This window comes from Desulfoluna butyratoxydans (genome assembly GCF_900699765.1).
Lineage (GTDB): Bacteria > Desulfobacterota > Desulfobacteria > Desulfobacterales > Desulfolunaceae > Desulfoluna > Desulfoluna butyratoxydans.
On record NZ_CAADHO010000011.1, the window covers coordinates 133,791 to 147,269 of the forward strand.

The following is a 13,479-nucleotide window of genomic DNA, read 5'->3' on the forward strand; positions in this document are numbered from 1 at the left end:
CCATCGTTGCCCGGCACCTCGATTCAACCGGATGGGCTGGTGGCGTTCGATGGGCACGGCGCCAAGGGCGTCGCCACCTCAATGGGTTCGGCTTGCCTTTGCCCATCCTACATGGTCGCGGATTATCGGCGCGGCTCGGTGTGTTTGACCGTAGGATGGGCAAAGCGGAGCGTGCCCATCGTTGGCTGGCACCTCGATTCAACCGGGTGGGCTTGTGGCGTTCGATGGGCACGGCGCCAAGGGCGTCGCCACCCCAATGGATTCGGTTTGCCTTTGCCCATCCTACGTGGTCGCGGATTATCGGCGCGGCTCGGTGTGTTGACCGTAGGATGGGCAAAGCGAAGCGTGCCCATCGTTGCCCCAAAATCCCACAGCACAGATCTTTAGCCGGTTTGCCGGGCAAACCAAAAAAGCCCCCGGCACAGCCGGGGGCTTTTTTTACGTAACGCAATCTCAGGTTCGGTATCAGCCGCCGAACTTCTCAATGTACCCGCCGATGAAGACCACCAGGATGATCAGGGGCAGGATGTATTTGACGTAGAATTTGGTTTTCTCCGGGTAACGGAGCCCCTGGCCTTCGTTGGCCTCTTTGACGAAGGAGTCCCAGCCCCATCCTATTTTATAGCTGCAGAAAAAGGCAAAGATCAGGGAGCCGATGGGCAGCAGGTTGTTGCCCACGATAAAATCCTCCAGGTCGAGGATCACGGTGCCTTCGCCCAGGGGGTTGATGCCGCTCAGGACGTTGAAACCCAGGGCACAGGGCAGGGAGAGAAGGAAGAGGAGCACCCCGTTGTTCAGGGAGGCGCGCTTTCGGTTCCAGCCCCACTCTTCCATGGTGAAGGCCATGATGTTTTCAAACACGGCGATGACCGTTGACATGGCGGCAAAACTCAGGAAGAGGAAGAAGAGGGTGCCCCAGATACGGCCGCCCTCCATGGTGTTGAAGATGTTGGGCAGGGTGACGAAGATCAGGCCGGGCCCGGCGCCGGGATCTTTTCCGAAGGCAAAGCAGGCCGGAAAGATGATCAGGCCGGAGAGGATGGCAACAAAGGTGTCCAGGCCGATGATGTTGAGGGATTCGCCGGTGAGGGAGCGGTCCTTGCCGATGTAGCTGCCGAAGATGGCCATGCTGCCGATGCCGAGGCTCAGGGTAAAGAAGGCCTGGCCCATGGCCGCGTAGACAGTCTCCCAGACCCCGGTCTCCATGAGGCGGCCGAAGTCGGGCATTAAATAAAAGGAGAGACCGGCGGACGCGCCGGGCAGGGTGACGGACTTGACCACCAGGGCGATAAGGATCACAAACAGAGAGGACATCATCCACTTGGTGATGGTCTCCACCCCTTTTTGAAGCCCCAGAGAACAGGTGAAAAAGCCTAACACCACGGTGAGGCCCATCCAGAACACCAGGGTGCCCGGGCTTGCCAGGAGCCCGCCGAAGAAGCCGCCCACCGCATCCGGGGAGAGGCCCGCCAGGTTGCCTGTGAGGGTGTGATAAAAATAGGCAAGCATCCACCCGGCAACCGTGGTGTAGAACATCATGAGGATCAGGTTACCGAGGATGGCAAAATAACCGTAGAGGTGCCAGCGGCTTCCTTTGGGCTGCAGGGCTTTCAAGGCCCCGGCAATGTTCTTCTGGCCACCGCGGCCGATGGAAAACTCCATGACCATGATGGGCAGGCCCAGGATGAAAAGGAAGAGGAGGTAGATCAACACAAAGGCCGCCCCCCCGTACTTTCCGGTGATAAAGGGAAAACGCCACACGTTCCCCAGGCCGATGGCACACCCGGCGGAAATAAAAAGGAAGCCGATGCGGCTTCCGAGCTGCTCTCTCTGCTTGACTAAACTCACGAAACGCTCCTTCTCTGATTTGGTCTTGTCACTATGTTGGTAACCCCTTGTTTGATCACTGTTTTCCGGTACCTTATCGAGGGCATGGATAGCTGGTTCCCCATGGATTCAATGTTTTCATTAAATTCAACGGGTTCGGTTTCGGTTTTCTCAAAAAAAGCTTCGGATTCTGTGTATAGTAACGTATATGCCCTCTGATTTCCAGCTTTTCGAAATATTTCAACCCATAGCCCACCCATGGCGGCTTTACCGCCACCTGACTGAATTGTTCCCCCGGGAAGATTTCAATACCGGTGTGGCAGGCTGAGCCCATGGGAAGTGCCTTCAATGGGGGCTGACCGGGCCGTGCCATCTGTTTTTCATCTGGACTTTTTGAAAAATCGATGAAATTATTAGTAAATAATCATCTTTGACCATTGCCCGATGCGCGCACCTCGCCACGAGAACTCATGCGCCCCCTACCTGCGGTGATCTTTCATTCAATCCGGCAGACTTCCCGTGGCCGACAGCCCCGTGGATGTCTCCATCGCACGCGAAGCACCCCTCTCACCCTTTGCCGGGCAAAGACCCGCCCGTCGCTTTCGGTGATGCAGGGTCTTCTCCGTATCCCCCCATGTCCCTCTCCCTGTGATGCGGAAGCCGAACCCCGCCGGGCCGATCACCGGACCACCATGCACCCTTTTCCCAGCACCGAGGGAATTGATCATGAACAGAACGTCCAAGGGATCTCCGGGCCCCCGGGCCCGATATTTCATGGCTTTGTCTCTTCTCCTGCTTCTCGGCTCTCCGCTTCGGTCCTCCGGACAGGAGGTGGTTGATTTGAGTATCGAGGATCTCATGAACATCAACGTGACCTCGGTGGGCAAAAAAGAGCAGCACCTCTCGGACAGCACGGCCGCAGTGTTCGTCATCACCAACCAGGACCTGAAACGATCCGGGGTCACCAACATCCCCGATGCCCTGCGCATGGTGCCCGGGCTCACCGTCTCCCGCATCGACTCCAACAAGTGGGCCGTGAACAGCCGCGGCGCCACCAGCCGGTTTGCCGATAAGCTGCTGGTCTTCATCGACGGACGCACCGTCTACACCCCGTTTTTCTCCGGGGTCTACTGGGAGGTGCAGGACGTGATGCTCGAAGACGTGGATCGCATCGAGGTGATCCGGGGCCCCGGGGCCACCCTCTGGGGGGCCAACGCGGTGAACGGGGTGATCAACATCATCACCAGGCAGGCCTCGGACACGGTGGGGGGCGTGGTCACCGTGGGCGGAGGGACCACGGAAGAGGGCTTTGCCGAGGCGCGTTACGGCGCGGCCCTGGGCAAGGCCACCCACGGTCGGTTTTATGCCAAGGGGTTCAAGCGGGATGAGTTCGAGCGCGCATCCGGGGACGGGGCAGGGGACGACTGGGAAATGGCCCAGGGAGGGTTTCGGGTGGACACCCGGCGAACGGCCAGGGACAGCTTCACGTTCCAGGGAGATCTCTACGACGGGGAGATCAACCAGGAGGTGGTGCTGCCCTCCCTTGCGCCGCCCTATGCCGAGATCGTGGAGGACACCGCCGATGTGTCCGGGGGCAACCTGCTCACCCGCTGGCAACGGGTCCTCTCCTCCACATCGGACCTCTCCCTGCAGCTCATCTACGACGTGTCCAAACGGGAAGAGGCCTTTACCAACGAAGAAAAAGAGAACATCGACGTCGATTTTCAGCACCATTTCAAGGCCGGGGAGCGGCATGACATTGTCTGGGGAGCCGGATACCAGCGGATCCACGACGAGCTGGCCGACACATCCGTGCTGACGTACTCCCCGGAGAGTCGCACCGACGACCTGTTCAGCGCCTTTCTCCAGGATGAGATCCTCCTTTCCGACAACAGGCTCTGGCTCACCCTGGGCAGCAAGGTCGAGCACAACGAGTCCACGGGCTATGAGGTCCAGCCCAGCGCGCGCCTCCTCTTTTCCCCCCGCCCGAACCACAAACTCTGGGCAGCGGTCTCCCGCGCCGTGCGAACCCCGTCACGGGTGGAGCGGGACGGGGAGGTGACCCTTTATGTGGTGCCCCCCTTGAGCGCGGAGAACCCCTCGCCGCTGCCCGTCGTGGTCACGGGAATCGGTGTGGACGACGAGCAGTCCGAAGAGCTCATCGCCTACGAAGTGGGGTACCGGTTCATGCCCAGGCCCACCATCTCCGTGGACATCGCAGGCTACTACCACGACTACGACCACCTGCGGGTCACGCGCCAGGGCGCCCCCGAGTTCCAGGGGACTTACATCAAACAGCCCTTTCTCCTGGTGCATGAGTTCTCGTCCCGTGCCTACGGCGCGGAGCTGGCAACGGCCTGGCAGGTGACGGACTGGTTGAAGGAAGACCTGGCCTACACCTACCTGAACAGCAACCTGGAAGAGGAGGGGCAGGTGGGCAGGGAACCCACCCATCAGGTCTCCCTCCGCTCGGCGGTGGATATGGGAAAGGACCTGGAGCTGGACCTCTGGCTCCGGTACGTGGACGACTCCAGCGCGGCCTATGCCGCGTCCCCGGACGGCACGTATGAGATTGACGATTACCTCACCCTGGACATCCGCCTGAGCTGGTCTCCCGCCCCGGCCCTGGAGCTCTCCGTGGTGGGGCAGAACCTTCTGGACGAGCGCCACCCGGAGTATGTCATGGAAAACTACGGTCTGCCCACAGAGGTCCCTCGCAGCGTGTACGGTAAAATCACCTACCGTTTTTAAGGCTATCGGATGACCTATGCGAAATACATCCGCCGTACCTGGCGTATCGTCTCGTGTACGGCCCTGATCTTTCCGGCCCCGTTCCCCGTCGGGTCCAAAGACACCCTTGCAGCTGCCATGGACGAACCCACGGTCAAAGCGGCTTTCGTCCTCAACTTTGCAAGGTACACCCAATGGCCCGAGGATCACTTTGAGACGGCTGATGAGCCCTGTGAGCTCGCCGTGTTCGGGGGCAGCGGCATGGAGAAGGCCTTTCAACGCATTGAGGGCAAACCCATTGGGTCCCGGCCGTTGAAGGTACGGTTCACAGACGATCCCGAAACACTTGAAGGATCCCATATCGTTTTTTTCTGCAGGGAGACGTCCCTGGAGAAGCGCCTTGCGGCCCTTGACGCGGTCAAGGACGCCTCCACCCTGACCATCGGTGACGACATGCCCCGCTTCCTGGGATCCGGCGGGCTCATCAACATGTTCAAGAAAAACGACCGGCTGCGGTTTGAAATCAACGTAGAACGTGCCCTGCAGGTGAGGCTGAGGTTCAGGTCCCGGCTGCTGCGGCATGCTATCATTGTGGGTGGCCCATGAGCGGTGGCGACGCAGTACGACAAATGAAAAACCTGTCCATCCGGACCAAACTGGTCCTGCTCTTCAGCCTGCCTGCGGTCCTGACGGTGATCCTTCTGTCCACGGCCCTTGTGTTCAAGGAGAAATGGACCAGCAGGAAGAACCTTGCCCGAGAGCTCAGCTCCATGGCCGGTGTCGTTGCGGTGAACAGCGGCCCGGCCCTGCTTTTCAACGACGAGTTGTCCGCCCGGGAGACCCTCATGTCCCTGGAGGCCAAGCCGGAGATCGCCGCCGCGCTCCTCTACGATGCCCGTGGCAGGCTCTACAGCAGCTACACCACACTGGAAACCGACCGGCAGGCCCTTACGGCCGAGCTCAACGAAGCCTACCCGGACAGGACCGCGCTTTTCCGTGAGGTCCTCGAAAAAAAGAGAACCATCTTCCTGGTGTCCCACCACGCCCATGTGCTTCGGCCCGTCATCGCCAACGATGAGGTCATCGGTGCCATTCACCTGGTGGATAACATGCAGCAGATGCGCATCCGCCTGCACACGGATTACATTGTCTTTGCTTTTTTCGTGGCCTTTACCCTTGCGGTCATCATGGTGATGTCGGTGAAGATGCAGATCATCTTCACCGGCCCTGTGCTGGGGCTCATGCAGTCCATGAACCGCGTGATCCGGGAAAAAAACTATGCGGTGAGGGTCCGCAAGGAGAGCGACGACGAGTTCGGGACCCTCATCGACCGGTTCAACGACATGCTCGAAGAGATCCAGCGGCGGGACAACGAATTGAAAACGCACAGCCTGGGCCTCAGCCGAGCTAAGGACGACGCGGAGAAGGCCACCCGGGTCAAATCCCAGTTCCTGGCCAACATGAGCCATGAGATACGCACCCCCATGAACGGGGTGCTGGGCATGGCGGGCCTGTTGCTGCAAACCAGCCTGACCCCGGAGCAGGAGCGATTTGCCCGCACCATCCGCAATTCCGGGGAATCCCTGCTCACCATCATCAACGACATCCTCGATTTTTCCAAGATCGAGGCCGGCAGGCTTGAGCTGGAGACCATCGACTTTGACCTGCGAACCCTCGTCGAGGGCGTTGTGGACCTGCTCCTGCTGCGCGCCCACGCCCAGGGCAACGAGCTGAGCGTTCATATCCCCGAGGCCACCCACACCCACCTGCGCGGGGATCCCACCCGACTGCGCCAGGTACTCACCAACCTTCTGGGCAACGCCGTTAAATTCACGGAAAACGGGTCGGTGGTGATCCGGGCGTCCACCACCCTGAAGACAAAGGAGACCGTGGAACTCAGTGTGTCCGTGGAAGACACCGGCATCGGCATCAAGCCCGGTGACCGGGCCAAGCTCTTCAAGCCCTTTTCCCAGGCCGACGGATCCACCACGCGAAAATACGGCGGTTCCGGCCTGGGCCTTGCCATCTCCATGGAGCTCATCTCCCTCATGGGGGGCTGTCTTGACTGCGAAAGCACGCCGGGAAAGGGGTCCCGCTTTTTTTTCACCGTGCCCCTGAGGCCAGGGCAGGGAACGTGGCGAAGCACCCGGGAGAATCGAACCGTGGACATCTCCGGCCTGAACGTCCTTATGGTGGACGACAGGTTTGAGCCCCACCGGGCCATCATCGAGCCCATGCTCTCGTCCTTGGGGGTTCCCCGCACGATCATTGACGACGGCGCCGCCGCCCTGACCCTCCTGAACGACGCCAGGGCTTCGGACCGGCCCTTTGACCTGGTGATCCTGCTGGACAGCCCTGCCGAAACCGACGTCCTGGGACTGGCCCGGGCCATCAAGGCCCGCCCGGAGCTGAGCCGTCTCCCCATCATCCTCATCACCCCTCCGGGGTTCCGCGGGGAGGCCAGGCTGGCGGCACGGGCAGGGGTTTCGGCTTATCTCACCAAACCGGTGAGCCGCACCGACCTGCACGCGGCCCTGGTGAAGGCCATGTCGGAGACACCCCAACACTCCGACCTGCCCTTGATCACCCAGCACTCCATCGCCGAAGAGATGCGTCGGTTTCACCGCCATGTGCTCGTGGCCGAGGACAACGAAACAAACTGTGAGGTGGCTGTCTCCATGCTGAAACTGTTCGGATGCCGTGTGGATGTGGTTGAAAACGGCAGGCAGGCTGTGGAAGCGTTCCGGGAAAACAGCACCTATGACCTCATCCTCATGGACTGCCAGATGCCGGTGCTGGACGGGTATGGCGCTGCCGAAGAGATCCGCGGCATCGAAGCGGAAAAGGGGTTTGACCGGACGCCCATCGTGGCCCTCACCGCCCATGCCCGGGATGAAGACGACCGGCGCTGCCTGGCGTCGGGCATGGACGGCTACATCAGCAAGCCCTTTGACATCGACAGCATCGGAGCCGCGCTGGAGCGATGGTTCGGCAAAGGGGCGGACACCTCTCCCGTGCTCTCCGCCCCCCCGCAGGACCGGGAAGAGGCCGAGGAGAAACCGGACCGCCCAGACCTCATCGACCGGAAGCGCATCGCGGCCCTTCAGGAACTCCAGACAGACGGGGAGCCCGACATCCTCGTGCAGGTCTTTACGGCCTACCTGAAAAATTCCGAGGCCATCCGCACGCAGATGACGCAGGCCCTGAACCCCCTGGACATACCCGCCCTCCAACGGGCGGCCCACAGCCTTAAATCGAGCAGCGCCAACATCGGCGCATCCGGGCTGGCCGACCTGTGCAGGGACCTTGAGGTGAGATGCAGCAGGCAATGCGGCGATGATGCCGAGGCACGGGTACACGCCATCGAATCGGAACTCATGTTGGTCAGAAACGCCCTGGAAGAGGAGATAACATCCCATGATGTATGAAAAGCATGCACGGAAAAAACCGCTGGCCCTCATCGCAGATGACGACCTGTCGCTGCGTCTTTCCATGAAGGCGGCCTTGAAAAAATGCGACTTCGATGTGCTGGAGGCGGAGAACGGGCGCCAGGCCCTGGCGCTGTTCCACGCGGAAAAGCCGGATTTTATCATTTTGGACGTCATCATGCCCGAGATGGACGGCTTTGACGTCTGCGCGGCCATCCGCAAATCCCTGTACGGCCGGTATCCCCAGATTCTCATGGTGACGGGCCTGGACGATGTGGAGTCAACGGCCAGGGCCTTTGAAGTCGGGGCCAATGACTTTGTCTCCAAGCCCATCAACTGGGTGATGCTGGGCCATCGGGCCCGATACATGCTCCGTGCCGGATACGCCTTTCGGGAGCTCTACATGAGTCAGAGCCGCCTTGCCAAAACCCAGGAGCTGGCCAAACTGGGGAACTGGCAAATCGACCTCAACAGCAACGATTTCCACTGTTCCACCGAGGCCAGTCGCCTGCTGAGGCTCGACACGGCCAAGGCACCTGTCTCCCTGGATGATTTCCTGGTGCCCATCATGGGCCATGAAAAGGAGAAGGTCCGAAAGGAGATAAACGATGCGGTCAAGGCGCGGAAAAACATGAGCGTGAGCTACAGCGTTCTCTATCCCGACGGCACCCAGAAACACATCCTCAACCAGGGGGAGATCCTCTTCAACGAGCAGGGCATGCCCGAGATGATGCTGGGGGTGGTGCAGGATGTCTCCCAGCTGAAACGCGCCGAAGAAGAGATCATGCACCTTGCCTTCTATGACGGGCTCACCGGGCTGGCCAACCGCATGCTCTTTCTGGACCGGCTGGACATGGCCATCAAGGACGCCACCCGCAATGACCAGAAGTTTGCGCTCCTCTTCCTGGACCTGGACCGGTTCAAGCGCATCAACGACACCCTGGGCCACCACATGGGCGACCTGCTGCTGAAGCAGGTGGCGGAAAAGATGCAGGCTTGTATCCGGAGCACGGACCTGGCCACCCGGAATGTCATGGACCGCTCCGAGCCCACCATCTCCAGGCTGGCAGGGGATGAATTCACCATCATCCTCTCCAACATAAGGTCCCCGGAGAGCGCGGCCCTGGTGGCAAGGCGCCTCATCAAGGAGATCTCCACCGAGTACGACCTGGAAGGGCAGGAGGTGTCGGTGTCCGCCAGCATCGGCATCAGCGTGTTTCCCAACGACGGCCAGACCGCGGACATCCTGCTTCGAAACGCGGATTCGGCCATGTACAACGCCAAGAACAGCGGAAAAAACCAGTTCCAGTTCTACATCGAGTCCCTTAACATCGTGGCCACGGAGCGTTTTTCCCTGGAGCGGGACCTGGCCCGGGCCATCGACCGCAACGAGCTCGTGCTCTACTACCAGCCCCAGATCGACCTGGCCACCCGGAAGATCGTGGGCGCCGAGGCTCTGATCCGGTGGATGCACCCCCAAAAGGGCATGGTCCCCCCCGACAAGTTCATTCACGTGGCCGAAGAGTCGGGCCTCATCATCGACATCAACAAATGGGTGCTCCTCACGGCCTGCCGCCAGAGCGACGGCTGGATAAAAAACGGGTTTCCGGACCTCAATATCGCCGTGAACCTTTCGGGCTACAAATTTGCCCACCAGAACATCGTCACCAGCATCCGGGATGTCCTGGAAACAACCCATCTGGATCCGGCCAACATTGAAATAGAGATCACCGAGACCATCCTCATGCAGGAGACCGAAGAGACCATCGAGACCCTTAAAGAAATCAAGGACCTCGGGGTACGCATCGCCCTGGACGACTTCGGCACGGGATACTCTTCCTTAAGCTACCTCACCACCTTTCCCGTGGACGTCATCAAGATCGACCGCTCCTTTGTCATCGGCAGCACCATCCACAAAAACAACCGCATCATCATCAAGGCCATCATCGCCATGGGCCACAGCCTTGGCAAAAAAATCCTGGCCGAAGGCATCGAGACCGAGGAGCAGTACGAGCTCCTGAAATCCTACGGCTGCGACGAAGCCCAGGGCTATTATTTCAAAGCCCCGGTCCCGGCCACCGAGTTTTCCCGGCTTCTCAAGATGGGATCCCTCTAATCAACCGGTCTTTTTCGCCTTCCTTTCGTCAAATCCCTCGATTCGGTGGCCCATTGCTGATATGTAACGGGGCGAATCGGCTGTGGAGCCGGTGTGAATCAAATAGAAAGTCAACGCCGAAGGCCCTTATTCAGTGGGTTACGGCTTTTGAAGGACGGCAGGATATGCTCAAGATCGGTCAGATGAACTCGCTCGTTGCCGAGCGTTACATGGAATTCGGCTTCTACCTCAACCCCAGGGAGGAGCAGGTTCTCCTTCCCAACAAATACGTGCCCGAAGGCTTCAAGCTCGGGGACCGCATCGACGTCTTTGTCTACACCGACTCCGAAGACCGCCCCGTGGCCACCACCCTGAAGCCCAATGCCATGGTAGGGGAGTTTGCCGTCATGACGGTAAAGGACGTGAACCCCTTCGGCACCTTTTTTGACTGGGGCCTGGAAAAGGACCTCCTGGTGCCCCGAAGCGAGCAGCAGAAGCCCATGGCCGTGGGTGAAAAGTACGTGGTGTATGTGAGCCTGGATGAAGAGACCGGCAGGGTCTTCGGATCCACGCGCCTGGGCCGCCACTGCGCCAAGGTGGCCACGGACCAGACCGTGGGCCAGGAGGTCTCCCTCCTCATCTACGGCATCACCAAGCTGAGCATCCAGGCGGTCATCGACGACACCTGCCTGGGTATCCTCTACCGCAATGAGGTGTTTAAAAAGGTGTCCATCGGAGAGCGCCTCACCGGCTACGTCTCCCGCATCCGGGAAGACGGCAAGATCGACCTCACCCTGAAAAAACCGGGCTACCAGTCCATTGAAGGCTCTTCTGAGCGGGTGCTGGAGATTCTTAAAAAAGCCGGAGGCTTTGTGGCCTGCCACGACAAGAGCGCCCCGGAAGAGATCAAGGGCGTCTTTTCCATGAGCAAGAAAGAGTTCAAACGCACGGTGGGGGCGCTTTACAAAAAAGGGCTCATCGAGCTGAGCGATACGGGGATCCGCCTGAAAGAGGAGTAAGTCCCACGGATTGGGAGCGCCGCACTCCGGTGCGGCAGATGCTCCGTCCCACGAAAAAAGCCGCACAAAAGTGCGGCACTCCATATGACAGCCCCAGCCGTGGCTTTTTCATCCAGGCCCGCAGTGTCAAAAACACCCCGGAGAACCACACATCCCGGAGCGCCGCACTCCGTGCGGCATACGCTTCATCCCACGAAAAAAGCCGCACAGGAGTGCGGCGCTCCATATGACAGCCCCAGCCGTGGGTTTTTCATCCTGACCCGCAGTTTCATAAATACCCCGGAGAACCACACATCCTGGCGCGCCGCACTCCCGTGCGGCATACGCCTCGCCCTGCGAAAAGAGCTAAACAGGAATACATAATAAATCTTTTCAATAATTTAAACACTCAACCTAAAGTATTACATCGCATATTGCTTCAGCTTCCGGTAAAGGGTCGCCCGGGAGATCCCCAGGATCTTGGCGGTGCGGGCCATGTTGCGGGAGGTGGCCTCCAGGGTGTCCTGGATCATCTTCCGGTTCATCTCCTCCAGGGTTCCGGCCTGGCTGGGCTGATCCGCCGGGGCAGGGGAGAGGCTCAGGTGCTCGGGCTTAAGCTCCCGGCCTTCGCAGAGGTGCAGGGCGCGCTGCATGCAGTTTTCCAGCTCCCGGACGTTTCCCGGCCACGGGTGGGAACACAGAAGGTCCCGGGCCTCCTGGCTGAGCCCCGGGGGCTCCTCGGCGTTTTCCGACAGAAAGAGGGCCGACAGGGCAAGGATGTCCTCCGGCCCTCGTGTGTTCAGGGGCGGGATGGCAATGGGAAAGACGTTCAAGCGGTAGTAGAGGTCCTCCCGGAACCGGCCCTCCCGGATGGCTTCGAGAAGGTTCACGTGGGTGCTGGCGATGATGCGGGTGTTGATCTTCACGGGCTTGTCGGCGCCGATGCGGTAGACCTCCCCGGTCTGGAGCACCCGCAGGAGCTTCACCTGCATCTTGTGGGGCATGTCCCCGATCTCGTCCAGGAGGATGGTGCCGGTGTTGGCCAGCTCGAATTTTCCGGGTTTTCCCCCTTTGGAGGCGCCGGTAAAGGTCCCTTCCACGTACCCGAAGAGCTCGCTCTCCAGGAGGTTGGCGGGGATGGCCCCGCAGTTGATGGGCACAAAGGCGTTCTGGCTCCGGTCGCTCTGGTTGTGAATGGCCTGGGCAAAGAGCTCTTTGCCGGTGCCGGTTTCCCCCTGGAGCAGCACGGTGGTGTCCGATGTGGCGGCCCGCTTGGCAAGGTTCAGGGCCTCCACAAAGGGAGGGCAGGAGCCTACCAGGCTCTCGAAGGTGAAGTGGGCCCGGGTCCCTGCGATGGTGTCGGCCAGTTTGTAGATCTCCTTGACCTCGGAAAAGGTGATGAGGGCCCCCAGGCGCTCTCCTTCCGGGGACATCACCAGCTGCACGGTGTGGATGAGGGTCAGGGTCTGGTTCTGGATCTTGAGGCGGCTCTCCTTGTTCACCCAGGACTCAGGGCGGGTCTGCACATCGTCCAGGTCGATCTTCAAGCCCTTTAAGGCTGTGATGGGCTGGCCCGCCAGATTGTCCATTTTAAGGATCTCGGCTCCCCGCCGGTTGACCCGCCAGATCTGGTTCTCGCTGTTGATGATGATAAGCCCAGTGCGGGAGGTGTCGATGACCTGATCCAGAAACCGCACGTTCAGGGCCAGCTCTTTGTTGCGCCGAAGAACCCGGAGCTGCTGTTCGGCGGCCCGGGCCGCGGTGGTGACCATGTAGAGGGTGTGGGGATGGGCTTTGGTGGAGGGACCGGACACGGCGATGACGCCGAGGAGTGTTCCCTTTTTCCCAAACACCGGGGCTGTGGAGCTGGTCAGGCCGTGGGCCTGGCGGCAGTAGTGCTCATCCCCGATGAGCTGAATGGGACTCCCCAGCTTCAGGCACATGGCGATGGCTGTTGTGCCCACGTCTTTTTCCGTCCACCGGTACCCGGGGATGCAGTTTCGCTTGGCCGCGCTCTCAATGAGATTGCTGCTGCCCTCGATATGGAGGATATAGCCCTCGGAGTCCACGGCGGCGATGACAAACTCGTTGGGTGACAGAAAATTGTAAAACTCCTCGAACTGCGGCAGCAGCACATCCAGAAGCTCGCTGTTCTCATTGCGTTTCGCCTTAAGCTCGGAAGGGGAGAGCAGGGTCTGTTTGGTGTTGCGCAGGATGGGATTGATCCCCCGAGCTGCTGAGCGCCGGTGTGACAACGCGATCTGTCGGCGCATCTCATCGACGCCGAGAATCTGTCCTTGTTTCATGGGCCTCCGGGTGTGTGTCTGGGGTCATCGGTCACAGGGAGTCTCATTTTGACACATGTCGCATTTTGAATCAAACCTTTCCTCTCTCTTTAAAA

Annotated in this window: 7 protein-coding genes; 5 read left to right on the top strand and 2 right to left on the bottom strand. The window is 60.0% G+C overall.

Annotated elements, in window-relative coordinates; all coding sequences use genetic code 11:
• Window positions 1-465: 465 nt before the first annotated feature.
• Window positions 466-1,848, bottom strand: a complete 1,383-nt coding sequence (locus tag MSL71_RS22645; RefSeq protein WP_180145365.1) for a sodium-dependent transporter — start codon at window positions 1,846-1,848, stop codon at window positions 466-468.
• Window positions 1,849-2,553: 705 nt separating this feature from the next.
• Here MSL71_RS22645 and MSL71_RS22650 point away from each other — a divergent pair.
• The 5 genes from MSL71_RS22650 to MSL71_RS22670 all read left to right on the top strand — a co-directional run bounded on the left by MSL71_RS22650 (window position 2,554) and on the right by MSL71_RS22670 (window position 11,099).
• Window positions 2,554-4,578, top strand: a complete 2,025-nt coding sequence (locus MSL71_RS22650) for a TonB-dependent receptor plug domain-containing protein (RefSeq protein WP_218951116.1) — start codon at window positions 2,554-2,556, stop codon at window positions 4,576-4,578.
• 9 nt (window positions 4,579-4,587) lie between these two features.
• The gene (locus MSL71_RS22655) at window positions 4,588-5,163 is read left to right on the top strand and encodes a YfiR family protein (protein ID WP_180145367.1); all 576 of its coding nucleotides are present in this window, start codon (window positions 4,588-4,590) and stop codon (window positions 5,161-5,163) included.
• Window positions 5,160-7,985 (top strand): hybrid sensor histidine kinase/response regulator, encoded by a 2,826-nt coding sequence (locus MSL71_RS22660; protein WP_180145370.1) that lies wholly within the window; start codon window positions 5,160-5,162, stop codon window positions 7,983-7,985. The genes MSL71_RS22655 and MSL71_RS22660 overlap by 4 nt, the downstream gene beginning before the upstream one ends.
• Window positions 7,975-10,101 carry an EAL domain-containing protein gene (locus MSL71_RS22665; RefSeq protein WP_180145373.1) on the top strand — a complete coding sequence of 709 codons (2,127 nt, stop codon included), beginning with the start codon at window positions 7,975-7,977 and terminating at the stop codon, window positions 10,099-10,101. The genes MSL71_RS22660 and MSL71_RS22665 overlap by 11 nt, the downstream gene beginning before the upstream one ends.
• A 164-nt stretch (window positions 10,102-10,265) precedes the next feature.
• Window positions 10,266-11,099: a CvfB family protein gene (locus MSL71_RS22670; RefSeq protein WP_180145375.1), complete on the top strand. Its 834-nt coding sequence runs from the start codon at window positions 10,266-10,268 to the stop codon at window positions 11,097-11,099.
• A 401-nt stretch (window positions 11,100-11,500) separates the two neighbouring features.
• Here MSL71_RS22670 and MSL71_RS22675 read toward each other — a convergent pair whose 3' ends face one another.
• Window positions 11,501-13,384 carry a sigma-54-dependent Fis family transcriptional regulator gene (locus MSL71_RS22675; protein WP_180145382.1) on the bottom strand — a complete coding sequence of 628 codons (1,884 nt, stop codon included), beginning with the start codon at window positions 13,382-13,384 and terminating at the stop codon, window positions 11,501-11,503.
• Between the last annotated feature and the right edge of the window lie 95 nt (window positions 13,385-13,479).